Source organism: Rothia sp. SCPM-O-B-18226 (M350) (assembly GCF_058213595.1).
Genome location: NZ_JBYQJS010000001.1, coordinates 38005 through 64950 on the forward strand (window position 1 = coordinate 38005; position 26946 = coordinate 64950).

Genomic DNA, 26946 nt, shown 5'->3' on the forward strand with positions numbered 1-26946 from the left:
AAACACGTTGTATGGCGAATGAGCGCCAGCCCGTGCCACAATAGAGCCATGACTAATGCAACTGCTAAGGCAACTATCCACACCAACTACGGTGACATCGTCGTGAACCTGTTCGGTAACCACGCACCCCTGACTGTTGAGAACTTCATCGGCCTGGCCGACGGTTCCCGCCAGTGGAAGCACCCCCGCACCGGTGAAATCATGAACACCCCCCTGTACAAGGATGTCGTGTTCCACCGCATCATCAAGGACTTCATGATTCAGGGTGGCGACCCCCTGGGCATGGGCGTTGGTGGCCCCGGCTACCAGTTCAAGGATGAGATTCACCCCGAGCTCTCCTTCTCCAAGCCCTACCTGCTGGCAATGGCTAACGCCGGCCCCGGCACCAACGGTTCCCAGTTCTTCATCACCACCGTTGAGACCCCCTGGCTGAACGGCCGCCACACCATCTTCGGTGAGGTCGCTGACGAGGCATCCAAGAAGGTTGTCGACGCTATTGAGGGCGTTGAGACCGGCTTCCAGGACCGCCCGGTCAAGGACGTCGTCATCTCCTCGATTGACGTCGAGAAGCTCTAAAACCCCTTCAGAAGGCTCGTGGAGCGTTCTGGTGTGTTGATAAAACACATATAGTTCAGGGGCCCGCCAGGATTCTTCCGGTGGGCCCCTGAACTTATATGGCCTGTACACCGTTCCGAACCATCCGGCACAAAATCTTTGGAGATTCAGTGGAGAACTTTCCTAACTACTCCGGCTACGGGCAGACCCCTACGGTCTGCGCTAACCACCCCGACCGCGTCAGCTACGCCCGGTGCGGACGATGCAACCGGGCCATCTGCAGCGAGTGTCAGGTAAACCAGGGGACCGGTACGGTCTGCCCCGACTGCTACCGCGAACTCACCGGCGGCAGCTCGAAGGCACAAGGTTCGAAAGCACAGGGCTCATTCCTGGCGCGCCACTGGCACATTACGTACACGCTCATTCTGCTGAACGTCGCGATTTACGGTCTGCAGCAGCTCATCCCCAATGAATGGGTGGTGAGGCACGGCTCGATCTGGTGGCCCTACGTCCAGCACGGCGAGTACTACCGCATCATCACCTACGGTTTTCTGCACATGCAGAACGACCCGATGCACCTGGTGTGGAACATGATTAACCTCTTCATCTACGGTGTGTCCCTCGAACGCATGATGGGGCGCTGGAAGTTCCTCCTCGTGTACCTGGGCTCTATCGTCTTTGGTGCCTTCGGCGTGTACGTACTGGCTCCTGGAACCAGCGTGGTGGGTGCATCCGGCGGTCTTTTCGGCCTCATGGGCGCGTTCATGACCCTGCTGATCATCATGAAGCAGAAGGACACCGCACGAGTGTTCGCCATGATTACCGCAGCGAACGTCATCTATAGCCTGATGACCCCGTCGAACATCTCCCACGCATGCCACGCCGGTGGCTTTGTCGGCGGCGTGCTGCTGACCCTGCTGTTTGTTCCGTTCGTGAAGAAGCCTGAGCCTTCAGATTCGCCGCAGCAGAGCCCGCAGCAGTGGCAAAACGGCAGGTACTAAGCCTGAAAATCCGCAGAAAATCTTCGGAAAATCCGGCACAAAATCCTTGGAGAGGCAGTGGAGAACTTCCCCAACTATATGAACTACGGGCAGAGCCCCACGGTCTGCGTTAACCACTCCGACCGCGTCAGCTATACCCGGTGCGGACGATGCAACCGGGCCATCTGCGACGAATGTCAGACGGCACAGGGTGCAGGCGTAGTCTGTCCCGACTGCTACAGCGAGCTCAACGGAGGCGCCTCGAGCCCGACGCGTTCCTTCATCGCCCGTCACTGGCATATTACGTACACGCTCATCCTGATTAATGTCGTGGTGTATGGCCTGCAGCTCATCATTCCGTTCCGCTGGGTACACAATCTCGGCATGATGTCTGGTCCCCGTGTTCACCACGGCGAGTACTACCGCCTCATCACGCACGGGTTTGTGCACTCACAAAACGACCCGACGCACCTGCTGTGGAACATTGTTTACCTCTTCATCTTCGGTGTGTCCCTCGAACGCATGATGGGGCGGTGGAAGTTCCTCTTTGTATATATGGCGGCTACCGTGGGTGCCGGCTGCAGTGTGTACCTCTTCACCTACTACCGTGGTGTCGTGGGCGCATCAGGCGGTGTGTACGGCCTCTACGGCGCGTTCTTCGTCCTTCTGCTTCTTCGGAAGCAGAAAGATACTGCACGCCTCTTTATTCTGCTCATGGGTATTGACGTTGTGCAGAGCCTCTTCCACCCGAATATTTCTCACGCGGGACACTTTGGCGGTCTTGTCAGTGGCGCACTCGCGACCCTACTGATTATCCCGTTCGTGAAGAAGCCCGAGTCTTCGGAGCCGCAGCAGCAGAGCCCGCGACGGTGGTTCAACGGCAGGTATTGAGCCTGAAAATCCGCGGAAAACCGCCGCAGAAGAGGGTTATCCACAGAGGTTTTCCACACTGTGCATAACTACATTCGTGTAATTCCAAGAGTGTGAGTACATGTTTAAAACCTGTGGATACAGCCCAAAACGGGTGAATCACACGGCATGAATTACACCGGTGTAAGAGTTTTCCCCAGATTTCTCCACAGATGTGGAAAACCTTAAGTACCAGGGTGTGTGTAATTACAAAAAATTCCGGTGCTACGCACCGGAGAAACCAAAAAGTGCCCGGAAGGATAAACCTTCCGGGCACTTTTGCGTATCGCGCCCCTTACGGGGCGAAGAAGCAGCGGGTGCGAACCTAGTTCGCCTGAGCCTCCGCCTCCTCAACCTCCTCGGGAGTGAGCTCCACGCCGGTGTACAGGCGGAACTGCTCAGCAGCCTGCAGAGCAATCACCTCACCACCGTGAATAACTTCCTTGCCGGCCGCACGAGCCGCGCGAATCAACGGGGTCTCAACGGGCATCGCCACCACGTCAAAGACCACCTGAGCCTCGGCGATAGCCTCTTCGGGGTAGGACAGCTCCTCGCTCTCCTCACCGCCCGCCATGCCAATCGGGGTCACGTTCACCAGAATCGGTGCGCGCAGGTTGCCTACCTCCGGCGCCCACGCGTACTCGTAACGCTCAGCCAGCGCCCGGCCGGTCTCCTCGTTACGCGCGATAATCATGCCCTGCGCAAAACCGGCATCGAAGAAGGCGCCAGCCACCGCAGCGGCCATGCCGCCCGAACCGCGCAACAGGAACGGCAGCGACGAATCCACGTTGTGCGAGCGCAGCAGAGAGGCCACCGCGATCACATCAGTGTTGTACGCCTTCAGGAAGCCGTCGGTGTTCACAATCGTGTTCACCGCACCAATCACCGCAGCTGAGTGGTCCATATCGTCCATCAGCGGGATAACAGCCTGCTTGAAAGGCATAGACACCGAACAGCCGCGAATACCCAGCGCACGCACACCGGCGATAGCGCCCTCAATATCGGTGGTGGTCATCGCCTTGTACAGGTAATCCAGCCCGTGCTTCTCGTACAGGTAGTTGTGGAACTTGATGCCGTGATTCGACGGGCGGCCCGACAGCGAAATGCAGACGGTCGTATCACGATTCAGCGGAGGGCGACCCATTTTAGGCCTCGCTACCGGAGTCGAGGGTGTTCTCGATCAGCTTCTTTACCTTGTTGCGGCTCACCAAGTCGGCCACCACGAAGTGGGTGTCGCCGGTGTCGACCGTAGGAACGACGGCGTTGCCCTCGTTGAGCGCCTTGACGTGTTCCTCAGCCTGCGGATCCTCCCAGATGTTGACCCAGGTGGCGTAGTTGCCGAGGTCGCCCAGCTTGGCGTCCAGAGCCTCGCAGTAGGGGCAGCCGGGGCGCCAGTAAATGACGACACCGCCGTTCTTCATAACCTCGCGGGCCTGCTCCTGGCTGGACTGCTGACGTTCGAGCATAGTTCCTCCGTGTGTTGGATGCGCCGGACGGATTATGTGAATCACGCGGGAGAGCCCGGCCCGGGCGCGCTAATACTTACCGTTTAAAGCATATCCCGGTGAGCGGAATTGAGCTTGCGGATTTTCTAAAGGGGAACTTCTGCCAGCGAATGGGAAGACGGGGCGTTAACGGCGCACGCCCCGTGCTCCAAGCCGCAGGGCAGGAACGCGGGGCGTGCACAGGCGCGAGATATCGCGGGCGCTTGCGAGAGTGAGAGATGAGAAGGAGAGCGATACACGGCAATGAGCATGCCGCTGCTGAGTGATGCTTCGGGTGCAGCATCGATGGGAAGCACCCGAAACGAGGTGGGAACCCCACCTTTGGTGGTTGAGTGAAAACCTAGAGGGGACGGCCCGCCTGAAGGCTGCCCACCGGACGCGGGGCGTTCAGCCGCATCCGAACAGAAGGATTCTCCAGGGCCTTTGAACCACGCTGATGCGGAGCTCAAAACCCTGGAGAACCGTGGGATGCTTCAAGCCGCATCCCGAAATAACCGCAAAGCGCGGAAAGGAGGTTTACTTGTCGCCGAGCTTCTGAGAAACTTCGTCGATCTTGTCGTTGACGGCATCCTCAACCTTGGCAACGTGCTCGTTGCTGACAACGTCCTTGCCGGCCTTGTCGTTGATGGCTTCCTTAGCCTTGTCCAGACCGTGCTCAACTGCCTCCTTGACCTTGTCGAGGTTCTGCTCAACGGTGTTCTTGATGTTGTCGAGGCCCATGCGGGTCTCCTCTCTGCGCAATCGCGCGCTCTCATATGAGGTATATTCCGGATCCAACGGAGAACCGGAATATGATGGGCGAAGGAACCTGTTGCCTAAATCGCCCGGCGCTCGCCGCGGTGAAACTTTATGGCTTACAGACTGACCTTCTCGATAAGTTTACCCATGTAGGAAAGCAGGAAGAGTCAGGTTGCTGTTTGGCGGGTTATTTTTTGAGTAATGCTCAAACAATCGTGGCTTATCCAGGGGTTATTGCGGGGCGGGGGAGCGGGGCGGTGAGATAAAACTCGCAGGAAACTTTCAGATAAGAGTGGTGTTCAAAACCGTTGCGTGTACCGCACGCGACGGGCTAACGCCCGAAAGAGCGGGGTTCACCGCCCCGCGCGCATCGCAAGCTCCCCCCCCTCAAATCGAGGCGCGGGAAACCGTGGCGAGGGTACTCTGCGAGCATCTAGTTCACGGGAATATCGGTCATATCAGTCGCCGCCGACCAGTCGTGCGAAGCCGCAAAGCCCGCCGTCATCGGCAAAAAACGCGGGGCCGCGTAGCCGTGCACGGCGTAGCTCGTCGCCACCGCCTGGGCCGCCTCCTCCAGGCGTTCGGTCGGGATAAGTGCCATGACAGCACCCCCGAAGCCGCCACCCACAATACGCGCGCCCAGCGCCCCGTGCTCCAGGCACACGCGCACCGCCTCGTCAATCTCCGGGCGGGAAACGCACAGCTCATCGCGCATCGACACGAACGACTCCGTAAAGATGCGGCCGGCCTCCTTAAAAGCCGCCAACCCCAGCTCGTCTGCGTGCTGCAACAGGTAGCTCGCGCGACCCACCAGCGTCATATCGTGGAAAGCGTGACGCACCCAGCCGCGCGGGAACGAACAGGGACGCCCCGAGTCCTCCAGGGCATCCAGCGCGCGGTTTACCGAAGAGTCCACCAGATCGGCGCGCCACGCCTTCGCAGTACGCGCATCCATACCCTTACAGGAGAGATCCTCCGGCAGGGCATCGCGCAGGAAACGCAGGCCCAGGGCCTCGGCGCATGCCTCGGAGGCCGCGCGGCGAGCCGCAAATCCGCCGTCCGTCAGCTCGTGCGGGGTATTCGTATCAATCACCAAAAAGCTCAGGCCGTGCTGGGCGATGTCCACCCGCACCGGCTCAATCGAAAAGTCTCGGAAATCCACCACAAGCGCCTGCTCCGGGAAAGAACGCAGCGACGCCGTCTGATCCAGGCCGCCCGTCTGCGCACCCGCCACCTTATTCTCGGCCGTGATGCATACCTGAGCCAGGCGGGCCCGCAGCGTGTCATTATCGGCCGGGGCTGCATCCGTTTCCGAGCAGTCCGGGCGCAGGGGGCACGAAAGCTCAAGCAGTGCGAGCGCCGTCGAGCACTCCAGCGCAGCCGAGGAAGACAGGCCACCGCCCACCGGAACGCGAGAGTTGATGAGAAGATCCGCGCCGAACGCGTCGGGGAGCATGATGTCGCGCCCGCCCTCCTGATTCATCGCCCAGGCCACGCCCGCCACGTACGTGAACCAACCCTTCAAATGGCCCGGCTGGATATCGCGCACCACAACCGTGCGCTCGTCCCCCGGCATCTGCAGCGAGGAAGCACGTAGCACGCCATCGCGGCGCAGAGCACCCGCAATATACGTGCGGTAGGGCAGAGGCATAGGCAGGCACGAGCCCCCCAGAAAGTCAATGTACTCGCCCAGCAGGTTCAGACGGCCCGGTGCAGACCACACGCCGTCCGGCTCGTAGCCGTAGGCGGTAATGAACTCCTCGCGGACGCGGGCAATCTCCGCGGTGTGGCTGGGGAAGGCCGCCCACTGGGCAGTAGCGGTCATGGACATGGGGACACCTCGCTTACGCCCCTCGGGGCATACGGAATCTGTGCGTACCTCCCCGCGACGCATACGTCCGGAACACGCAACTCGGCGCAGAGGTATCCCCTCTAGACTACGGCAGAGGGGCGTTTCGGCTCGAGTCGCGGGCGGTTGTGGCGATGAACGCTCGGGCGCTAGGTGGCACAAAGGCCCCGCGCCGTAGCGGTGCGGGGCCTGCGGATAGAAGGCTGAGTGGGTCGAGTACGGAGGTTAGTCCTCCTGAGTGTACGGGGGCTGAACAACCATCATCGTGTCGATGGCCGACTGCAGATCCCGGCGGTATCGGTTAAAAGCATTTTCGATGAGCGGAATATCGCCGCTTGCCACCGCCTCCTGCGGAGAAATGAGCGGCAGCGTCTGGTATTCCTCCACCAGGCTGAGCGCGGTGTGGGTCAGCAGGCGGGCGCGGCGCAATGCCTCAGCATGGCCCATGCCCAGCGACTGAAATTCGTGAGCCATCGCCACCACCGGCTTCAGCTCCCGCGGGTGCAGAGCCAGGCTCAGGCGCACCACCTCGGGGCACTCACGGATGGGGTACAGCAGCGAGAAGAGCATGTCGCCTCGCTGAATCATGGAGGCATGCACGGCCTCTACCGTCGGCTCCGCCTCCTCGCACATCGACTTCGGGGCACGGGCCAGGATATAGTCCGCCAGCAGAATGAGTAGCTGCTGCTTATTCTTCACGTGGTAGTACAGGGCACCGGGAGCCACGTGAAGCTCTTGAGCGAGGCGGCGCATCGAAAGGTCCGCCAGACCGTAGGTCGCCAAGACCTCGTAGGCGGTATCTAGAATCTTTTCACGGGAAAGTACCACGTCTCTATTTTAGGGTGTTTGGCGCTCCGTCATTGACATCATGCACCGGCTGGAAAACAGAAAACACGTAAATTACGCGAGAGAAACGGTGTAATAATTGGTGATTCTCACGGCTCAGAAATAAACGTTTCGCGTTTTAAAAGCGACTTCGATATTAGGTGCTCCTAAGAAGTTGAATGGCGCAAGACATGCCACGCTCTGGGCATAAAAATGCTCCCGGAGCCCCTAAAAACCGCCAATGCAGGCGAACCTCGCGAGCGCACCCCTGGCGCGCGGGTGTTTAATAGCCGGTATGAGCAATGCATTTTCTGAACTAATCGAGCGGGCGGGCTCCGAACAGCCCCTGACCCGCGATGAGATCCACACCCTCCTGGTGGACGGGGAGGGTCAGGACTTCGCCCTGATTGAAGCGGCCTCCATTCTGCGCCGCAACGAATTCCGCAACATGATTGCTGTCCACACCGAGAACGAGGAACTTGCCGACGCTCTAGGCACCCGCTCCATTGCCGTGGACTCCTACGACGTTCTCGACATCTCCCGCGACATTGATTCTGAGGAGCTGGCCGAGACCATTGAGCGCATTGCCGCTTCCCCCGCTATTGGCGTGACCGTACTGCTGCCGAAGAACGCTGTGCCCATGATGCTCATGCGTGTGCTGTCGATTCTGCGCCTGGCCGCCCCCTCCAAGGTGATTCACCTGCCCGAGGGTTACGACCAGTCCCTGCGCTCGCTGACTTCCCTGGCCATGCACGTGGTCAGCGCCATTACCATTACCGACGATATTGAGCAGTGGCCCATGGTCAACGAGATTCTGAAGTCTCTGCGCCACGGCGGCATTGTCATCTCTGGCACCGGTGGACGCGATGCCCTTGCAGGCTACCTACGTTACCTCTCCGACCTCGGTGTTGACCTGATGGGTCACCGCGAGGCGCGCGGCTCTGCCTGCGGCTCCGTGGGCGGCGGTTGCGGATGCGGCTCGGGCGGTTGCGGCGGTCACGAGGAGTCTTCCTCCGGCGGCTGCGGTTGCGGCTCGGGCGGATGCGGTTCCTCCGCTGAAGCTCCGGCTGAGGTTCACGGTCACTCCCACGGTGGTGGCGGTTGCTGCGGCGGCCACGACGAACCGAAGGAAGAAAAGGATGGCTGCTGCGGTGGCCACGACGAACCGAAGGAAGAAAAGGGTGGCTGCTGTGGCGGCCACGACGAACCGAAGGAAGAAAAGGGTGGCTGCTGTGGCGGCCACGACGAGCCCGAACCGGTCGTGGAGGAAGCTCCCGCTGGCGGTTGCGGCTGCGGTGCCGGTGGGTGCGGCTCTAAGTAATCCGCTAGAGGTAGCTACCCCAAGCAATATATTCCAAAAATAGAATTTTCCCCTGAATAACCTGCTGAAAAGTGAGGATATTCAGGGGAAAACTCTATATTCCACATAAAGCATTAGGCTTAGAGGTAAACAACACCATAATAAACGCTGCAGAACCCCCATATCCGAAAAGCGGAATGAGCCCCTCCGGTAGAGTAGAAAGACGTAGCCGACTAAACCTAGCCGTGCGAAAGGAAAAATACCGGACCAATGCTTTACCTCTCCGTTATCGTCATCATCCTGCTCGCGACCGTGTTCATGGTCAGCATTGGTGATCGACTCAACCTCCCTTGGCCGGTCATGATGACCCTGCTCGGCGCCGCCGCGCTCTTCATCCCCAACCGACCGGACATTACCATCGACAGCGACATCATTCTGCCGATCTTCCTTCCGCCACTGCTGTGGGCCATCGGCGTTAAATTCTCCTGGGGAACCCTACGTCGCCGCTGGAAATCGGTACTGCTCTACTCGGTTCTGCTCACCACCGTCTCCGCCCTGGCCATTGCCGGCGCAACCATGTGGTGGGTCCCCGGCATGACCATCACTGTCGCCCTTGCCGTCGGTGCCGCCGTCTCCCCGCCCGACCCCGTCGCCGTGGAAGCAGTCGCTGAGCCCGTCGGTATTCCCCGCCGCCTCATCGGCACCCTGCAGACCGAAGGTAGCTTCAACGACGCTATCGCAATCGTTCTCTTCCACGCCGCAATCCACTCCATGACCAGCGGCCACCACATCGAGCCGCTCTCGGTCGCCAAAGACTTCGTGCTCGGCTCGATCCTCGCGGTCATTATTGGTTACATCTTCGGCTGGCTTGGCGGCTACGTTCGCCAGCGCGCCCACGACGTGGTCACCAGCAACGCCGTGACCCTCGTGATCCCCTTCGGCGCCTACCTCGCTGCTGAAAGCGCGCACGCCTCCGGCGTTATTGCCGTGGTCATCGGCGCTATCCAGTTCACCAGCACCAAATACATGGCGGCACTCGAAGCGGAAGAACGCCTCTCCTCCACCTCCTTCTGGCAGATTATTGAGCTGCTCATGACCGGTGTCGCCTTCGGCCTCATCGGCCTGCAGGCAAGTAGCATCATCGCCACCGCCGACCCCTCCCGTACCGCAGGCCTCTTCGCTGACGGTGCCCTGGTCGCACTGGTCGCCATACTGGTGCGCCTCATCTGGTTCACCATCGTCTGGCTGGCAGGACGCAAGAACCCCATTCACGAGGGTGCCCCCGAAAGCTTCGCCGAAGTTATCGTCATGACCTGGTCCGGCATGCGAGGCCTCGTGACCCTGATTCTTGCCCTGTCCATCCCCGTGGTCAACGGCACCGAACAGGTCCGCCAGGACGCCATCGTCATGATGCTCTCCGTGCTCTTCTTCACCCTCGTGCTACCCGGCCTGACCCTGCCCATGCTCGTAAAGGTCCTTGGCGTGCGGGCCAACCATGAAGAAGAAACTGCCGTACCCGAACTGCTCAAGATCGCGCAGATCGCGGCCCTCGAGGCGCTGCAGGCAGAAGCGAAGGCAACCACCGACCCTGAGACCTACGCCCGCGTGAAGGAAATGTGCTCCGCCATTACCCGCCGCGACGAAATCAGCGAGGCACTGCCCGAAGAATACAAGCAGCACATGGAGAAGGTTAAGGGCAAGAGGAACGACTTCGTGCGCCTGCGCGACGCCGCCCTCGTCGCCGCGCAGAACGAGGTTATTTCTGCTCAGGACCGCTACGACTCCCACGACGTGACCCGCGTGGTGCGTAAGCTGGACATCCTGGCGCAGGCAGAAAGTATCCGCTCCTCCGGCATGTTCATTCTGCCCGCAATGACGGCCGGTGCCGTGGCCCTGGAACGCTACAACCTGTGGAAGCAGTATCAGGACGCCCCGAGCACCCAGAACATCCCGGTCGTGAAGAACGCGCCCGCCTCGCCTCTGCCCCCCGCGGGGGAGAGCTCCTAGCCTCTCTGGAGAAGGACGACGGCCGGTTGGTAGGTCTACCGATTCCCGCTCCGGGGTATATATGCCCTGGAGTAGGGAATAAGGAAGACTAACGCTCAACCATCACCTAAAATGGGACAGGAAGCGTTGAACACGCTGTAGCTCTCTCAAACTCACAATGCATTGAAAGTAGACATGGACTTCAAGACTCTCTCGCCCGCGTACCTGACCTCCCTTGGCGCGATTTTTTGTGGCGCGCTCTTGATCGGCTCCTCAACCCCCTGGGTTCTGTGGCTGGGATGGATTCTGCTGATTGCCGCCCTGTGCCTGAACGTTCTGGCCGTGCTGCTCTCGGTGGGTAAGGCAAAGGGTGACCCCGTTCCGGCGCTCGTGACGAACCTGGACGGACTGGAGTCCTCCGTTGAAACCCGCATCCGTGAGCGCGCCGAGCACCGCCGTGAAGAGCGCGGGCGCCGTGAGGAAGAAGACGCCCACGCCGCCGAACAGCCCTCGGAGGCTCACGAGCAGGAGGCGGAGCCGGCTCAGCCCGAAACGGCTCAGGACGAGCCTCGCGAAGAGGAACCCACCGAGTCTCAGCCGGTCGTGCAGGCCCCCGCTGGTCGCCTGGGTGTGCTGCCTTCTCGTTCCCGCGCGGCTGGCCGTGCCCCGAAGCCCCGCTCGAACGTTCGCTAGGTGGGGGTTATGAACACAAAGTTTCTGCTTTCCCCGGCGTACCTGGTCTCCATCGTGCTGCTACTCTCGGGTGCGGTGCTCTCGGGTGGTCGGTTCATGCTCATCGGGTGGATTTTGTGCATCCTTGGTGTGTGCCTGAACGCTATGACCCTGGTGGTGTTGACCAACCGCGAACAGCTCTACGCGATGGACGCTCGCGCGGCCGCCGGCACGCTGCGCCGCGGTTTCTCGGAGCGTTCGGCACCCGTGGTGCGGCGCGTTACCGCCGCCGATGAGCCTGCCGAGGCTCCCGAAGCATCGGATACCCCGGCCGCGGAGGAAAGCCGCTAGACCGTTTTCGGTCGCGAGGCCGCCCAATAGCTAACGTGAAGAACCCCCTCAAACCTTTGGTTCGAGGGGGTTCTTCATATCCTAGGGCGGGTAGTATTGGCGGCTAGGTCCGCGCGTCGAGCCTCTGCGCCGCGTACTCGGCGTACTCCTGCACGTGGGCGCGCGCCTGCTCGGTCAGTGCCTTATTTTCGTTCAGGATGCGCTCGGACTGCGCCGCCATGAGTTCCAGGTACTGGCGATCCCGGGTCTTCTTCCACGCGGTGCGTGCCGCCTCCAGCTCCGCGAAATCCCTGAGAGCCTGCCGTTGCATCGTGTAGCGCACCCACATGAGCACCAGAATCAGCAGTAACGGGATGATGCATGCCCAGCTCTGCCAGAGCCCATAGAGCGCCGCCGCAATGGCACCCAAAACAATCAGCACCGGAGAAATCGAGACGATGGGGGAGTCCGGGCGGCTCTTCTGATTCTTCACGAGCGATTCACGCGCCATAGCGCGGAAGGTATCGGTAAAGCTGGAGGGGTCGTAGGACTGGGCAGAATCGGGCTGCTGGCTCTTGCCGGACTGGGGTTTGGGGGATTTAGAGGAAGACGGGCACATAGAAACCTCACGGGGCACATGGGGAGTATCGGGAAAGCGGGTGTTTCACGTGAAACGGGGGAGTGGGCGGCGAGCACACGCAAGAGAAAGCAGCAGGATAGACGCAGCACCCACCCAGACGCCGCCTGAGAATCGTGGCTACAGAACCCTCTAGAGCGAAGCCTCAATGAACTCGTACGCCTTATCCACGCAATCGGTGGTGACGGCCTTAACCTCATCGGGGGAGTAGCTGAACGACGCCGAACGGTCAGCGTAGCGGTGCATGTCGATATCGTTCCACGAGTCACCAATCGTGTGCACCTCATAGGAGGTGCCCGGATGCTCCGACTGCAGGTACTCCACCAGATGCTGCAGACCGGTGCCCTTCGTGCAGGCGGGCGGCACGATATCCAGGAAATCCTGGTTCTTGTGGCAGTCCACCGAGTTGCCAAAACGCTCCAGAATCCAGGTGTACGCCGCCTCGCGGACCTGCGCACCCGGAATCCACAGGGGCACACCCACGTACTCGTGGTTCTGCAGGTCATTAGCCGCCAGGGGAGTGAACTCCGGCAGAATATTCGTCGAGGAGCCCACCCGGTCGCACAGGCTGTAATCGTTATCCAGAGTGGTCGCGAACAGGGCCACGCCGTCCACGGTGCTGAAATGCTCGTAGCACGCCTGCACAACACTCACCGGAAGAGGCTGATGGTAGATCACCCGGTACTCCCGGTCGGTAATCACCGCACCCGTGTACAGCACGTGATAGTCGAAGCGGATGGCGGTCGGGTTCAACGCCAGCTGAGTAGCAAAAATGCTCTTGCCCGTGCACGAGACCGCCAGGTTACCCTCCGCCTGCCAGCGGGCAATCGCCCGCTCATTGGCAGGCTCCACGGCTCGGTTAAACAGGATCGTGCCGTCCAAATCGAAAGCCATCAACTTGGTCATCAAAACTCCTTCACGGAAGGGCTACGTTGCCGCGAACTGCGCGCCGCAACCCATGAAAAACGGGGCGCGGCCGGTACTTTTAAGTGTACCGACCGCACCCCCGCCACTTGAGATATAGCCCCTGAATCTCACGCTCTCATAGAAGGGTGAAAGGGTTCATCCCTCAGATTTTTAGAGGGCCAGGAATCCCAGGTAGGAACCGAGGATGCCCACGCCGAAGAGGGCGAAAATCAACCAGATGGCGTTAATCTTCTTCTTCAGTAGCCACATGCACAGGAAGCACAGGGCCAGCGAGGCCAGGCCCGGCAGCAGATCGTTCAGCACGGACTGGACGGTCACATTTACCGTCTCGCCCGCCTGGTTTGTGTAGCTAGTCAGCGGCAACGGAATGTTCACGCTCGTCCAGCGGTACACCAGAGCACCCATCACGAACAGGCCCATCACGGAGGCGCCCTGAGTAATCTTCTGCAGGGTGTTGCCGCCCGCCTCGGTCACAATCTGGGTGCCCTTCTCGTAGCCGTACTTGAAGCCGTACCAGCGGGTTGCCCAACGAATTGCGGTCATGCCGAAGAAGAACAGCAGCGGGCCCAGAATATTGCCGGTCACCGCCAGGGATGCGCCCAGAGCCGCCAGCACAATACGTGCGGTACCCCAGAAAATCGGGTCGCCCACACCGGCCAGTGGGCCCATCAGGCCCACCTTAACGTTGGTGATGGCGGCTTCGTCGATGTCCTTACCGGCTGCCTTCTCACGCTCCATCGCAGCGGTCACACCCATAATCGAGGATGCAACCCACGGCTGGGTGTTGAAGAACTCCAGGTGGCGGGTCAGCGCCTCCGCCTGGTCTTCTTTCTTGGTGTAGAAGCGCTTAATGGCCGGAATCATGGAAACCGCGAAACCGATGGACTGCATGCGTTCGAAGTTGAACGAACCGAGCAGGAAAGTGGAGCGGATGTAGGTGTCGACCTTATCGCGCTGGGTGAGCTCGGGAACTTCAACGAGCTCGACGTTCTTGTTCTCAGTCATGATGATGCTCCTTACTCGAGCTCGTTGTCGAGGTCATTGGCGGCGGCCGGTGCTACGGCGGGTGCCTCACTCTTATGGAAGAGCGGGTTCAGCTGCGTGTACAGCAGGCCCAGGCAGGCGCCGACCAGGCCGATAGCAACCAGGTTGAACTGTGCCGGGGTGGACAGTGCCACGAGGACGTCCTTTGAGCTTCCGCCGGGTAGCGGCACAATCGACTGGGTTGCCGGGATAGCGGCGGCGGCGATGAAGCCGAGGAAGAAGAAGGGCATGAGGGCCTTCGAACGCATCATGTTGATGACCATTGCGAAACCGACCACGGTGATCATGCCGCCGGCGATGCGCAGGCCAACGGTCACCTCGGCGGGAATCATGTTCAGCAGGCGGGTCAGCTCGTCGGAGCTGATCAGCGCCACAATGGCGGTCGGGATGGCCACGCGCAGACCCTGCAGGGCCATACCGCTGAGGTGCATCAGCTCGATACCGCGGAAGTTAGCCGTCTTGGCGAAATTATCGGCCTGGTGCTGGAAGAACACCGTAATGGTACGAACGAAGATGGTCAGAACCTGTCCGGCTGCGGCCAGCGGCACGGCGATGGCGATACCGGTGTCGATGTTCTGGTGGCCCTGAATCACGACAAGGGCGGAGATGGTGGAGGCCAGAGCCGAGTCGGGAGCCATAGCCGCACCGACGTTCATCCAGCCCAGTGCGATGAGCTCCAGGAAACCACCGAGCATAATGCCGGTGGGTAGGTCGCCGAGCGCGAGGCCCATGAGGGTACAAGCGACCAGGGGGCGGTGGAACTGGCGTTCGTCCACCACGGATGCGACACCCGCGATGAACGCCACGAGAACAACGAGAATAAACGTGAGGGCGGTCATGCGTCCAGGCCTTTCTGCTTGAGGATCTTTGCCAGGTCAACCGGGGAGTGGTTGGGTAGCTGTTGCACGGTCAGCTTCACGCCGCGCTTGAGAAGCTCGCGGTAGGCCTCGAGGTGTTCCTCGGAGGCGTACACGGCGTCGGAGAGCTGTACCATGCCGGTCTTGAAGGTGACGCCGCCAACGTTTACCTCGTTGATCTTGACGCCTTCGTCGAGCAGCCGCACCACGTCGACGGGGGATTCCACGACGAACATGGTCTTCATGCCGGTGTACTTGGGGTTGTTGTACACGCGGCCCGCCTTGGCGATGTCCAGGACGTTGGTCTTCACACCTGCCGGCGCGACCTGCAGCAGCAGGGACTTGCGCAGCTTGTCGTGTGCCGCGTTATCGGAGGCCGCGATGAAGGTCTGCGGCGCGATGAACGGAACCCAGGTGCCCGCCACCTGGCCGTGAATCAGGCGGGAATCGATGCGGGTGAAGACGGCGTCCATGGTGCCGCCGGGAACCTGCTGAGCAGCCGGAACCTCGACTGCCTTGGTCTCTGCGGGCTTCGCCTCGGCGGGCTTGGCGGCCGCAGGCTGGTTCGCATCCTGGAAGGAGCGAATACCCTTGGTGCCGGCCTTGTGCGCCTTAGCGACCAGGGACTTGAGGGTTGCGCTCTTGCGTCCGGCGGCGGAAATAACCTCGATGAGCATCGGTACGTTGACGCCGGAGACGACATCCACGCCCTCGCGGGTGGCCGCGAACTGCGCACCGGCGTTGTAGGGGCTGCCACCGAAGAGGTCAACGAGCAGCAGGGTTTCTTCTGCCTCGGACGCCTCAACGATGCGGGTGTACTCTTCGACGAGATCTTCGGGGCCCTGGCCCGGCAGGAAGGTGACCGGGTGGACGTTTTCGAAGTTACCGAGGATCATGCCGGCGGTCTTCAGCAGAGCCGGAGCCGACTCGCCGTGTGCCGCCACAATGATGGTGACCATAATGGTCCTCTCGTATGCGTATTGGGTGTGTGTTATGAACCCCGTTCAGGGCCCTGTAACCCTCGTATGGTAGCATTTTCGGTTTTTGTTTTATGGGGTTTTTCGAGGATGCGCACTTTAGGTTTCCGTGACGTTTTTGTCGGTGTTGGAATATGGGTTTTTGATGTCAAAACACGTATTTATTGCCAGGGTGTAAAAAATTTAAACAGAACACCGAAAAATGCTTGCCCATACGAAGGGGAAGGCGTTATTCTCGCGAAAATTCGGGAATGTTGGTGTCTTGCTGGTGGACTGACGAGGTGTTTGATGTGGAATATACGGATTGCATGAGCGCGAGAAAAAGATTTACAAAGAAAATACCGAGCAAAAAAATGAGTGTGCGAATCAAAACATGTGGGATTAATAAAAAACCCACATTTTCCTGCGGCCTGTCCACAGAATGGTATTTCTGGAAGACGCCGCTAAAAACTGTCATTTTCAAAATTTAAATCGACGCGCTAACGCGCGAAAGAAAACCCGGGAAAACGACAATTTAGTGACAGGTTGTATATATAAATAGCGGCCCACCTTTAACGGCCACGTTCCGCCCGGCGGCGCCTCCCTGCACTGAGACTCCGCACCGGGATTTCGGGCATAGAAAAAGCGACCGAGAACCCTCGGTCGCCTTCTATCAAACACGCGCTACGCGTTAACGCCCCACATATCCCGCGCCAGACGCGCAATATGAATCGTCAAATACGTCAACTCGTCCCGAGTCAGCGAGTGATTCAGCTGCATCTGCAACACCAGCAGAACCTTCTGCGCGCAGGCGAAGGCGCGGGGCGCATCCGCACGCAGAGCGGCCAAAAGGCTCGGCTGCGAGACACCATCAATTTCCTGGGGCTCACCCTCTCGACTAGCGCGCACGAAGAGGTAGCGCAGGTGCGTGATAAAGCGGGTCGCGCTCACGGAATCCGGGTCAAGTGTGCGCTCGTAGCTGGCCTCAATAATCTCGAAAACCTGCGCGAACACCTCCGTCATGCGGAAGGCCTGCGACATATCCGCCGTCGCAAATTGCGCGTTGACCAGGTGCAACGCCAGCGGAATGGCCTCGCCGGGATCCATCTGAACCTGCAGGCGCTCGCGCACCGCGGCAATCACTGAACGGCCGTACTCCACCTCGCGCGGGTACAGGAGCGTCACCTCGGGAGCGAGCGGGTAGTCCACGCGCACCCCCTCGCGGGCACGCATCACCGCGTAGTGCAGGTGATCAGCCAGGGGAATGATGAAAGAATTCGAGAGCTCCAGCACCCCGTCAGCACGCACGCGTGATTCCAGACCCGTGGCGATGGACAGAATCTCGGCGGGGATCTCGGAAAGGGTCAGGCTGAGGCGCTCGCCCGACATGCCCTGCTCGGGCACAAAGGTCTGTTCGACCGCGGCAGGATCAATCATCTGCCCCTTGCGCTTGCCAAAGGCGATGCCACGGCCAATTACCACGGCCTCCTGACCGAGGTGATTCACGGTGAGGGCGACATTGTTGTTGTAAATGCGGCTGATGCGCATGCGCCCTCCTCTGCGGTGATGCGACGGTCGTGCGGTGGTCGGTTATCGGTGCGTAACGCCCGGAAAAAGAGCTGGTGGCGGCACCGCAAAAAGCGATTGAGCGTCACCTAATCTAGTACAAATTTTACAGAAGAGACCGGCCGACTGAAGGGGGTACGGACTGGCCCGAAGAGAAATCCCTGCAATCTGTGTATCAGCTGTGATCGGCACATGCGTTCCATATGTTTGCCGCGAAAATATTCGTTCGGCACGCCCGAGTGAGATTCCTCGCGGTACCCTAGACCTATGAGCAGTAAAGCAACCGAAATCGCAAAGAACCTTCCCGCCCTGGAGCACCCGGATGGTAGCCCCATCCGGGCCCTCGTCGTCGATGACGAGGAGATGCTGAAAGAACTCGTCAGCATGGCTCTGAAGATGATTGGCTGGGAAGTGCAATCCGCCGGCGACGGCCCCTCCGCGCTGAACATTGCCCGCGACTGGCGACCCGATGTGCTGGTGCTGGATATCATGATGCCCGGCTTCGACGGTTTGGAGCTGCTCAACCGCATCCGCAAGTTCTACCCCGAGGTGCCCTGCCTGTTCCTGACCGCTAAGGATTCGGTGGATAACCGTATCGAGGGCCTGGCCGCCGGCGCCGATGACTACGTGACCAAGCCCTTCTCCATGGAAGAGGTCATGATTCGACTGCATCGCCTGGTGCAGCGTTCCGGCGTGGCCGCCATCGATGACGCCGAGCTGGTGGTGGGCGACCTGGTGCTGAATCAGGACACCCGCGAGGTCACCCGCGGCGGCGAGCAGATTAACCTCACCGCAACCCAGTTCGACCTGCTGCGCTACCTCATGGAAAACGCGAAGCGCGTGGTCTCCAAGAGCCAGATTCTGGATAACGTCTGGAACTACGATTTTGGCGGCCAGGCCAATATTGTCGAGCTATACATTTCGTACCTGCGTAAGAAGATTGACGTCGGCCGCGAACCGATGATTCACACGGTGCGCGGTGCCGGTTACGTGCTGCGTCCGGCACTGTAATTTCGACGTCGTTTTTCAACGTCTTGGAACGGGTAGGTGCTATCCGTTCTGCACTATCTGCTCAGGTGGCGCGGTATGTTCCGGAGTATGCGAGTATTCCCGAAAATGCCGCGCCACAGTGGTTGTATTCCGTATTTAGAATGTAGAAAGAAAGGTGTTTATGAGCGCCTACACGCCCGGCGATTCCGGCTCCCCCGATGCCGAGCCCACCCGTCGCCTCCGCACCGGTGACACCCGTGATGGCCGCACCGGTCTAGGGCGCATAGCCTCGATGAAGCACCTCTACATTCGCTTCCGCGCGGCTTGGCGGAGCATGAAGAACCCCGACGCCTCCCCCGAGGAAATGGGGTACGTGCCGCACCTGCGTTCGCGCCTCATCGCGATCCTGGTGATGGCGCTCGGCGTGGCCTGCCTCATCATTGGCCTGTCAACCTACGTCACCCTGCAGAACTCCCTCTATCAGCAGGCTGAAAGCAACCTCAAGGAAACCAGTCACCGCGTGGTGCAGCCCACTTCGCGCAATGGTAAGCAGGAAGAAGTGGACTGCGACGATCTGAAGAAGGATAAGTCCATCTTCGCGCCCGGTCAGGCCTCGGGAACCCTCATCACCTGTGTGGACTCCGAGGGGTCGGTCGAGATTGCCAGCAAGCTGGGCAGTGACGGTACCATTCAGAGCCTCTCCGCCAACGACCAGGTAACTCTCGGAACCCTGGCCCTGAACTCCACTAAGAGCGAAGAGCGTGAGGTCAAGCTGGAGGCGGGCACCTACCTCATTCGGATTACCCCGAAGGCAAGCAGTGATTCCGACGCGCAGGTGGTTGGCATCCCCCTCCATAACGTGCAGCAGACCCTCACCATCTTTGTGATCGTCGTGTCCATCGGGTCAATCGCCGTGATGGTGGGTGCGGGCGTGGCCGGATCCTACATTATTCGCCGCACCATGAAGCCGCTCGAGCGCGTCTCCGCGGTGGCGACGGATGTGGCGCACCTGGATCTTGAGGAACACACGATTTCATCGGCCGTGCGCGTGGAGCCCCGCGATTCTGACCCTCGCACCGAGGTTGGCGCGGTGGGCTACGCCCTCAACCAGCTGTTGGATAACGTGAACTCGGCGCTGGAGGTGCGCGAGAGAACCGAACATCAGATTCGCGCCTTCATTGCGGACGCCTCGCACGAGCTCCGCACGCCGCTGGCGGCCATTAAGGGATACTCCGACATGCTGCGCTGGACCGAACCGCTCAGTGACTCCGGGCAGTCCTCGCTCGCCCGCATCGACTCGCAGACCGAGCGCATGTCTCGCCTCGTGGAGGACTTGCTGACCCTCGCGCGCCTGGATGAGGGGCGTGAACCCAAGCTGGAAACCGTGGACCTGACTGAATTGCTCGTCGAATGTACCTCGGATATGCAGGCGGCCGCCCGTACCCACGTGTGGCACCTGGATGTGCCCCACGAGCCCGTCGAGGTGGTTGCGGACCGCTCGCAGATGCAGCGCGTCATCCTGAATCTGCTCTCGAACGCGCGCAAGCACACGGATGAGGGGACGCGTGTGATTGCGGGGCTTTCTGTGGACCACACCCGCCGTGAGGCGGTGATTTTGGTGGTTGATAACGGCCCGGGTATTGCCCCGGACTTCCTGCCGAAAATTTTTGACCGCTTTACGCGTGCGGATAAGGCGCGCTCCGGCTCGGACGGTACGACCGGCCTGGGGCTGGCTATCGTGCAGGCTATCGTGCAGGCGCATGGCGGCTCAATTCAGGTGCAGAGCCAGCCCGGACACACCGTCTTTACGGTGCGATTGCCGCTGGAATCCGCCGAATCGTAGGGTGCGGCGGGGTCGGGGCGGTAAATCCCGAATGAACATTGCCGTGTAAAGTTTCAAGCTACACCTGAGAGTTATTTCATCCAGTGCAGATATGTGGTGAATCTAACCCGCTTATTATTTGCTGGCAGTGCAAATTGCACGTATTGTGAAACTATGGCAAAACTCGTTGAATCCCCCGCAAACATTGCAGATAAGCGCTCTGCCCGCAAGGCGGAGAATCGCATCGCAATTGTCGAAGCTGCAGAATCCCTCATTCTTGAAGGCGGCTACGGCGCGCTGAACGCCGAAGCGCTCGCCGAACGCGCCGGCGTCTCCCGCCGCACCATCTTTAACCATTTCGCGTCCGTCGACGACGTGTTGGTTACCCGCCTGAACCAGTACTTCAACCGCATCTTTGAAGAGAGCGACTTCACCGTCTCCGGACAGAACCCCAGCATGGAGACCGAGATGCTCTCCATCGCCCACAACGTTTTCATGAGCAGCACCCTGGAGGAGTACATCGCTCCCTTCGCCCAGCTGCTCTACGCGCTCGAGATGGACAGCCCCGCAAAGTTCGAGGAGTACTCCCACGTCATCCTTGAGCGCACCTACGACATCTTCCTGGAGAAGTACCTCGAGGCCTACCCCGACCTGCCCTACCTGCGCGTCGCCGTGTTCGCCTCGAACCTCTCCGAAACCATCGGTGAGGGCGTGTACTACTACCTCACCCGCGCTGAAGAAGTGACGGCCAAGGTCGCGGCAGAAGCACCCGAAGGCACCCACCCTGAAACGCTCGCTATCGAAGCGATGCGCCAGTGCGTTCTCGAGGCCCTCGACTACCTGGGTCGCCTGGTCCAGGGCGAATTTGCAGCCTAAAAACGTAAAACACTAGTAGACGGATACTCCCGTTCCGGGGTCTTCCGACAGGTGGCCACACGGCGCCTAACGGGGGCATCTGGAGCGGGAGTACGCGTCTGTTTTGTCTCTACAGCTGACCTTCCTGACGATGCATTCGCAAGACCTGGAAGTCGCACGCCGCGACCCGCTTATTCACCGATCCTTCTACCCCACCTCAAGGAATTTATCATGGCTACATGGCTCTACCGCATCGGTGAAGCTGCCGCCCGCCGAGCGTGGGCCGTTATCCTCACTTGGGCGCTTGTCATCGCGGGTGTAGCCGGCGCCTACACCGCGTTCCACGGCAAGCTCAGTAACACCTTCACCATGCCCGGAACGCAGACCCAGCAGCTCTCCGACGAGCTCGCCCAGCGCTTCCCGAGTGCCAATCGCGGCTCCGGGCAGATCATCCTCACTACGGGCGACGGCACCGCCCTCACCGAGGAACAGAAGCAGGCGTTCTCCACCGCGCTGAACAAGCTCACCGGCGAGGTTTCTTCCGTGGATGCGGTCACCGACCCGTTCACTACCACCTCCAAGCTTGCCGAGGCAAAAACCCAGCTTGACGAGGCGCACGCCAAGATTGACGCCGCCCCCGCCCAAATTGAGGACGGTAAAAAGCAGCTGAGTGCCGCCGCATCCCAGATTGAAGAGGGCACCAAGCAGATTGCCGAGAACGAGAAGAAGCTCGACGACTCGCAGGCGCAGATTACCTCGGGGCAGGAGCAGCTAGCCTCCGCACAGAAGCAGCTGGACGATGCCCAGGCGCAGCTGAAGAACGGCTACGCTCAGGCTGAGGCGGCAGGCTCACCCGCCGAGATGATGGAACAGCTGAACGCTCAGCAGGCGCAGCTGACCGCGCAGCAGAACGCCCTCAACCAGCAGCGTGAAACCCTGACTGAAAGCCAGAAGCAGGTCGATGCGGGTCGCTCGGAAATAGCCTCCAAGAAGGAGGAACTGGCCGAGGGCCAGAAGAAGCTGGACGAACAGCGCACTCAGTTGCAGAAGACCGAGAGCGAGCTGCCCGCCCAGCGTGAGCAGCTGGAGCGCCAGCAGAAGCTCTACGACTTCGCCTCCGGCTACCGTATGGTTTCGGAGGATCAGTCCACGGCGATTGCGGCCGTCTCGTTTAAGAAGAAGATTTACGAGGTGCCTTCCGCTGACCTGCAGAAGGTCATGTCTGATATTGAGTCGGCGAACCTGCACGGGGCGACCGTCCACTTCGACGCGAACCTGAGCGAAACCGCTATCGGCGGCGGCTCGCACACCGGTGAGGTGGCGGGTATGGTCATCGCCTTCATCGTGCTCATGGTCATGCTCGGCACCCTCGTGGCGGCTGGCCTGCCGATTCTCATGTCTCTGGTGGGCGTGGTGGTGGGTGTGCTCGGCACGCTCTCCCTGTCATCCATCGTTCAGATGAGCTCCACCGCCTATACCCTGGGCCTGATGCTCGGCCTGGCGGTCGGCATCGACTATTCCCTGTTCATCCTGAACCGCTACCGCACGAACCTGCTGGAGGGCATGCCGAAGAACCAGGCGATTGCCCTGGCGAACGGAACGAGCGGTAATGCCGTGATTTTTGCGGCGAGCACCGTGATTATTGCGCTGGTGGCGCTGAACGTGACCGGTATTCCCTTCCTGGGCGTGATGGGTAACGCCGCCGCGTTCTGCGTGGTCGTTGCCGCCCTGATTGCGGTTACCCTTACCCCGGCGGTGCTGTCCGTGGCGGGCACCAAGATTATGCCGAAGAAGCTGTGGGCTTCCATCGATACCCCGCAGAAGATTGCGGAGCGCCGCGCGCAGGATGCCGAACGCACCGAGAAGTCCAATGGCTGGTTGCGCCTCGTGCTGGCGCGTCCGCTACTGACCCTGGTGGTCGGTACTGTGGCGCTGCTGGCGGTCGCCGCCCCCATGTCGCAGATGCGTCTGGGCCTGCCGGATGCCTCGAACTACTCCTCCGATAGCGCCGCGTACAAGTCGTACGCGCTGGTCAAGGACAAGTTCGGTGAGGGTATGAACGCCCCGCTGGTTGCGGTCGCGCACACCCCCGCGAACATGAGTGAGGAGCAGGCTCAGCAGGCGCAGATTGATATCGCCTCTGCGGTCAAGGAACGCGGCGGCGCGAACGTGCAGGCTGTGGTTCCCGGCGGTATGACCGATGACCGTACCCTCATGATTTTCCAGGTGATTCCTGCCCACAGTGCAAGCTCCGTGGAGACCGAAGAGCTCGTCCACGAGCTGCGCGCCGTGACCGTGCCGGTGCAGGGCTCCGAGGTGTCTCTCGGTGTTGCGGGCCAGACCAGCGGCAATATCGACGTCTCCGAGGTGCTCGCCCAGAAGCTACCCCTGTACCTGGGTGTGGTGATGGGCCTGTCCTTCCTGGTGCTGATCCTGGTGTTCCGCTCGATTCTGGTTCCGCTGGTTGCCTCGATGGGCTTCCTCTTCTCGGTGCTGGCAAGCTTCGGTGCCGTCGTGTCGATTTACCAGCTGGGCTTCATGAGTTCCCTCTTCGGGGTGGACCACCCGGGCCCGGTGCTGTCCTTCCTACCGACCCTGCTCATCGGTATTCTCTTCGGCCTTGCCATGGATTACCAGATGTTCCTGGTGACCGGCATGCGTGAAGCGTACGTGCACGGTAAGGACGCGGCGACCGCCATTGTGAGTGGCTATAACCACGCGGTGCGCGTGGTGGTGGCTGCCGCGATCATCATGATTTCGGTGTTTGGCGGCTTCATCTTCGCTGAATCGACCATGATTCGCCCGATGGGCTTCGGCCTGGCGTTCGGTGTGCTGGTGGATGCGTTCATTGTGCGCATGACGCTGACCCCGGCGATTATGGCTCTGCTGGGCGATAAGGCGTGGTGGATGCCGAAGTGGCTGGACCGCCTCACCCCGAATATGGACGTTGAGGGCGCCGCACTGAGTGAGAAGATTCAGCACGAGCGAGAGTCTGCCGGTGCAGGCTCGGACAACAAACTCAGGTGACAAGCTCGAGTAGCCGCTAAAGTATTAGTATGCGTTTGCGCACCACGGCGCACACTGAAGACTAATACGACTCGAAAGGGGTAGGTACACGGTGATGAGGAACCGCGCGAGTATCCGGCAGAGGATAGGGGCCGTTCTAAACCGTGTACCTGCCCCTTTTCTTGTCTTTTTGGGCGGCGGCCTGGGTGCACTGTGCCGCGTGCACACCCCAGGTGGCGTACTGGTGGCGAATCTTCTGGGCTCGTTCACCATGGGTTTGCTGACGGTTCTATGGAACGCGTACGCGGCGCGCAATGGTGAGGATCGAATTCACTCCTTCCGCCTGCTCTTTGGTGCCGGAATGATGGGTGGCTACACGACCTATTCGTCTATTGCCGCGGTCATGGCACAGACGATTTTTCTGCCGTATACGGTGCACGGCGGGTACATGGTACTGGCGATTCTGGTGCTGCTGGTGGGTGGCCTGGTGGCCGCGGCCTCCGGCATGCTCGTGGGCCGCATGCTGGCCGCGAGGCTGGTGCACGTCTTACCCAATGAGGAGCCTGGGACCGAAAACGAGGAGGGCCGCTAATGTTTTTCTCCCTGATGATTTTTCTCTGCGGCGGTCTGGGAGCGATGACCCGCTTCTTCCTGGATAAGGCGATGTCTCCTCGCCTGCGCACGGAGTCCTCGATTATTAGCCCGGTGTTCGTCATTAACCTGGTGGGTTCATTCCTGTACGGCCTGCTGATTATGCCGGTGTCGAATCCGCGTGCGCTGGGCGTGCACTACAACGCTACGGATCAGGTGGCGTTCTGGTGCACGGTGATTACGACCGGCATGCTGGGTGGTTTTACGACCTTCTCGACCGCCATGGTAGAGGCGTTGACGGCTCGCTCGGAGGGGAAGACCGTCAAGTTCCTGATGCTGTGGCTGGTGCAGGTTTTGGGTGCCGTGGTGGCCGCGATTGTGGGCGCCTGGCTGTTTAGCCTGATTTTTGGGCGCTATATCGCGCCGGTGTTCCCTCCGGATGTTCTGTACTGATGCGCTGAGTCGTTAGACGGTTTAACAGTGAACGGCTACCGCACAGCTTTTTCACAGTTTTACTAAGGGTGACCCATAGAGCCGTCTTTTACACTAGTGGTGAACGATATGCGACGGGCACGAACAGAAGCCCGCTATATACCACCTAAAATATATGAATGAACAGATATATATGCGGGTGGAGTGCATATATTTCAATCTCACGACGCTAGGAACACACGGCATGCAGGAACTACTGAATAAGCACATGATAGGCACCTTCGCCCTTGAAATTGCGGTGCTCACAATCGCTCTGACCCTCATCGGGTTTGTGGCGATGCGCCTGCGCGCCAAGAAGACCGGTCGAGCGCACAGCATCCGCCAGTACTTGCTGACTGCGTCCTTTGCGCTGTTCCTTGCTTCTATTCTTTCTCTGACGCTCACCCCGATCGGTAGCGCAAATAGCGTCACAAACCCCGAGCTGTACTACCCGCGCTTCTACGTGGGCTGGAGCTGGCAGCAGGCCTGGAACCTGACCGAAGGCATGGGTCTGCGCCGCTTCGCGACGACCGTGTACGCACAGCTCTTCTTCAACATCGCGATGTTCATTCCGCTGGGCTTCTTCACCGCGGGCTGCCTGCGCTGGGGACTACGCGCCACGGCTCTGAGCGGCTTCGCGCTGTCGACCTTCATTGAGCTGAGCCAGCTGACCGGTAACTGGGGCCTGGCAGGCTTCACCTACCGCACCTTCGACGTGGACGATATCGTGAACAACACCACCGGTGCGGTCCTTGGCGCGGTCTGCGTCTGGACGGTGCGCGCAATTCAGAAGCACCGCGCGGCTAAGCACGAGCGGGTACTGGAGATGGCATCCGCCGCGGCGTAGCAGATTCTTGGATTGCCAGATGTTTTCATAACATGATTGATATAATTCATGTTATGAAAACGTCTGCTCCTAGCCTCCTTCCCATCTTGCGTAGTGACCTGCAGGGTGAAGTGATGGCATTGCTGTTCTCTCACCCTGAGCAGCAATACACGGTGTCACAGATTGCTGATGCGACACGTGCATCATTGCCGACTGTTTCCCGAGAAGTGAATCGTCTAAATCAATCTGGTCTGGTGACTGTCCAGAATGTTGGTAGGACCCGTATGGTGCAAGCCAAGGTTGATAATCCGGTGGGCCAGGCGATGCGTCAGTTGATTCTGGTAACTTATGGTCCTGTTCCGGTGCTCCGGGATACTTTGCAGGGTGTTTCCAATATTGAGGGTGCCGCTATTTATGGCTCGTGGGCTAGCCGTCGTTCTGGGGTGGCTGGGCACGTGCCGAACGATATTGATGTGCTGGTTGTGGGCTCCCCTTCACGGCAGAAGCTGTATGAGGCTATCGATGATGCTGAGCAGAAGCTTGGGTATGAAGTAAACGTGAAGCGGCTATCTCCTGAGGCTTGGAACTCGCAGGATGGCTTCGTGCAGACTGTGCGGTCGCGTCCTATGGAGGTTCTCTTTGGGCAGCTGGAGGTGAACGATGTCGACGCTGAAGCCTAAGCTGGGACCTTTCTAGACTGTATTTCTTTTCGGCACCCCTGAATGAACCTCCTTCCGTGAGGTAGACGC

Annotated in this window: 26 protein-coding genes; 15 read left to right on the forward strand and 11 right to left on the reverse strand. The window is 60.1% G+C overall.

The features are described 5' to 3' along the window. Nucleotides 1–48 precede the first annotated feature (48 nt). From AC3E6W_RS00200 to AC3E6W_RS00210, 3 genes are all read left to right on the forward strand, one after another. Nucleotides 49–576: a peptidylprolyl isomerase gene (locus AC3E6W_RS00200; protein ID WP_049332259.1), complete on the forward strand. Its 528-nt coding sequence runs from the start codon at nucleotides 49–51 to the stop codon at nucleotides 574–576. 149 nt (nucleotides 577–725) lie between these two features. Next, nucleotides 726–1556, forward strand: coding sequence for a rhomboid family intramembrane serine protease (locus tag AC3E6W_RS00205; RefSeq protein ID WP_490652030.1), 831 nt, complete (start codon nucleotides 726–728; stop codon nucleotides 1554–1556). A gap of 57 nt (nucleotides 1557–1613) precedes the next feature. After that, complete coding sequence (locus AC3E6W_RS00210; protein ID WP_490652031.1) at nucleotides 1614–2426, forward strand: rhomboid family intramembrane serine protease; 813 nt, start codon at nucleotides 1614–1616, stop codon at nucleotides 2424–2426. A 343-nt stretch (nucleotides 2427–2769) separates the two neighbouring features. On the opposite strand, the gene AC3E6W_RS00215 is transcribed toward AC3E6W_RS00210, so the two are convergent. The 5 genes from AC3E6W_RS00215 to AC3E6W_RS00235 all read right to left on the reverse strand — a co-directional run bounded on the left by AC3E6W_RS00215 (nucleotide 2770) and on the right by AC3E6W_RS00235 (nucleotide 7364). Then, nucleotides 2770–3588: a shikimate 5-dehydrogenase gene (locus AC3E6W_RS00215; protein ID WP_049347596.1), complete on the reverse strand. Its 819-nt coding sequence runs from the start codon at nucleotides 3586–3588 to the stop codon at nucleotides 2770–2772. Nucleotide 3589: 1 nt separating this feature from the next. Further along, nucleotides 3590–3910 (reverse strand): glutaredoxin domain-containing protein, encoded by a 321-nt coding sequence (locus AC3E6W_RS00220; RefSeq protein ID WP_049332267.1) that lies wholly within the window; start codon nucleotides 3908–3910, stop codon nucleotides 3590–3592. A gap of 555 nt (nucleotides 3911–4465) precedes the next feature. Then, nucleotides 4466–4669 (reverse strand): hypothetical protein, encoded by a 204-nt coding sequence (locus tag AC3E6W_RS00225; protein ID WP_070648691.1) that lies wholly within the window; start codon nucleotides 4667–4669, stop codon nucleotides 4466–4468. 451 nt (nucleotides 4670–5120) lie between these two features. Continuing rightward, on the reverse strand, nucleotides 5121–6518 hold the full coding sequence (locus AC3E6W_RS00230; RefSeq protein ID WP_049332270.1) for a galactokinase: 1398 nt from the start codon (nucleotides 6516–6518) through the stop codon (nucleotides 5121–5123). A gap of 243 nt (nucleotides 6519–6761) precedes the next feature. Beyond that, a complete protein-coding gene (locus AC3E6W_RS00235) occupies nucleotides 6762–7364 on the reverse strand; it encodes a TetR/AcrR family transcriptional regulator (RefSeq protein ID WP_070680779.1) in 603 nt (200 codons plus the stop codon). A 292-nt stretch (nucleotides 7365–7656) separates the two neighbouring features. Between AC3E6W_RS00235 and AC3E6W_RS00240 the strand changes: the two genes are divergently transcribed. The 4 genes from AC3E6W_RS00240 (at nucleotide 7657) to AC3E6W_RS00255 (ending at nucleotide 11670) form a co-directional block, all read left to right on the forward strand. After that, nucleotides 7657–8682, forward strand: coding sequence for a biotin synthase (locus AC3E6W_RS00240; RefSeq protein ID WP_490652032.1), 1026 nt, complete (start codon nucleotides 7657–7659; stop codon nucleotides 8680–8682). Nucleotides 8683–8931: 249 nt separating this feature from the next. Further along, complete coding sequence (locus AC3E6W_RS00245) at nucleotides 8932–10668, forward strand: cation:proton antiporter (protein ID WP_070680785.1); 1737 nt, start codon at nucleotides 8932–8934, stop codon at nucleotides 10666–10668. A 174-nt stretch (nucleotides 10669–10842) separates the two neighbouring features. Next, nucleotides 10843–11340, forward strand: a complete 498-nt coding sequence (locus AC3E6W_RS00250) for a hypothetical protein (RefSeq protein ID WP_049332275.1) — start codon at nucleotides 10843–10845, stop codon at nucleotides 11338–11340. A gap of 9 nt (nucleotides 11341–11349) precedes the next feature. Beyond that, on the forward strand, nucleotides 11350–11670 hold the full coding sequence (locus tag AC3E6W_RS00255) for an ATPase (RefSeq protein WP_490652033.1): 321 nt from the start codon (nucleotides 11350–11352) through the stop codon (nucleotides 11668–11670). A 103-nt stretch (nucleotides 11671–11773) separates the two neighbouring features. Here the strand turns inward: AC3E6W_RS00255 and AC3E6W_RS00260 are convergent, their stop codons facing one another. From AC3E6W_RS00260 to AC3E6W_RS00285, 6 genes are all read right to left on the reverse strand, one after another. Next, complete coding sequence (locus AC3E6W_RS00260; RefSeq protein WP_490652034.1) at nucleotides 11774–12268, reverse strand: hypothetical protein; 495 nt, start codon at nucleotides 12266–12268, stop codon at nucleotides 11774–11776. Nucleotides 12269–12418: 150 nt separating this feature from the next. Continuing rightward, complete coding sequence (locus AC3E6W_RS00265) at nucleotides 12419–13192, reverse strand: HAD-IIB family hydrolase (protein ID WP_490652035.1); 774 nt, start codon at nucleotides 13190–13192, stop codon at nucleotides 12419–12421. 171 nt (nucleotides 13193–13363) lie between these two features. Further along, complete coding sequence (locus AC3E6W_RS00270) at nucleotides 13364–14218, reverse strand: PTS system mannose/fructose/sorbose family transporter subunit IID (protein WP_490652036.1); 855 nt, start codon at nucleotides 14216–14218, stop codon at nucleotides 13364–13366. Between the two features lie 11 nt (nucleotides 14219–14229). Beyond that, on the reverse strand, nucleotides 14230–15096 hold the full coding sequence (locus tag AC3E6W_RS00275) for a PTS mannose/fructose/sorbose transporter subunit IIC (protein WP_314554576.1): 867 nt from the start codon (nucleotides 15094–15096) through the stop codon (nucleotides 14230–14232). After that, nucleotides 15093–16073 (reverse strand): mannose/fructose/sorbose PTS transporter subunit IIA, encoded by a 981-nt coding sequence (locus AC3E6W_RS00280; protein ID WP_490652037.1) that lies wholly within the window; start codon nucleotides 16071–16073, stop codon nucleotides 15093–15095. The genes AC3E6W_RS00275 and AC3E6W_RS00280 overlap by 4 nt, the downstream gene beginning before the upstream one ends. 681 nt (nucleotides 16074–16754) lie before the next feature. Continuing rightward, complete coding sequence (locus AC3E6W_RS00285) at nucleotides 16755–17618, reverse strand: PRD domain-containing protein (RefSeq protein WP_490652038.1); 864 nt, start codon at nucleotides 17616–17618, stop codon at nucleotides 16755–16757. A gap of 285 nt (nucleotides 17619–17903) precedes the next feature. On the opposite strand from AC3E6W_RS00285, the gene AC3E6W_RS00290 reads away from it, so the two are divergent. From AC3E6W_RS00290 to AC3E6W_RS00325, 8 genes are all read left to right on the forward strand, one after another. Then, on the forward strand, nucleotides 17904–18647 hold the full coding sequence (locus tag AC3E6W_RS00290; RefSeq protein WP_070483111.1) for a response regulator transcription factor: 744 nt from the start codon (nucleotides 17904–17906) through the stop codon (nucleotides 18645–18647). Nucleotides 18648–18807: 160 nt separating this feature from the next. Beyond that, nucleotides 18808–20469, forward strand: a complete 1662-nt coding sequence (locus tag AC3E6W_RS00295; RefSeq protein WP_490652039.1) for a sensor histidine kinase — start codon at nucleotides 18808–18810, stop codon at nucleotides 20467–20469. Nucleotides 20470–20622: 153 nt separating this feature from the next. Then, on the forward strand, nucleotides 20623–21324 hold the full coding sequence (locus tag AC3E6W_RS00300) for a TetR/AcrR family transcriptional regulator (RefSeq protein ID WP_049332284.1): 702 nt from the start codon (nucleotides 20623–20625) through the stop codon (nucleotides 21322–21324). Between the two features lie 210 nt (nucleotides 21325–21534). Then, nucleotides 21535–24330, forward strand: coding sequence for an MMPL family transporter (locus tag AC3E6W_RS00305; protein ID WP_490652040.1), 2796 nt, complete (start codon nucleotides 21535–21537; stop codon nucleotides 24328–24330). A gap of 94 nt (nucleotides 24331–24424) precedes the next feature. After that, nucleotides 24425–24901, forward strand: a complete 477-nt coding sequence (locus AC3E6W_RS00310; protein WP_049344539.1) for a fluoride efflux transporter FluC — start codon at nucleotides 24425–24427, stop codon at nucleotides 24899–24901. Then, entirely contained in the window at nucleotides 24901–25353 is a 453-nt protein-coding gene (locus AC3E6W_RS00315; protein ID WP_049344541.1) for a fluoride efflux transporter FluC, read from the forward strand. The genes AC3E6W_RS00310 and AC3E6W_RS00315 overlap by 1 nt, the downstream gene beginning before the upstream one ends. Nucleotides 25354–25576: 223 nt before the next feature. Further along, nucleotides 25577–26218, forward strand: coding sequence for a VanZ family protein (locus AC3E6W_RS00320; protein ID WP_049344543.1), 642 nt, complete (start codon nucleotides 25577–25579; stop codon nucleotides 26216–26218). A gap of 32 nt (nucleotides 26219–26250) precedes the next feature. After that, the gene (locus tag AC3E6W_RS00325; protein ID WP_141761786.1) at nucleotides 26251–26877 is read left to right on the forward strand and encodes an ArsR family transcriptional regulator; all 627 of its coding nucleotides are present in this window, start codon (nucleotides 26251–26253) and stop codon (nucleotides 26875–26877) included. Nucleotides 26878–26946 lie beyond the last annotated feature (69 nt).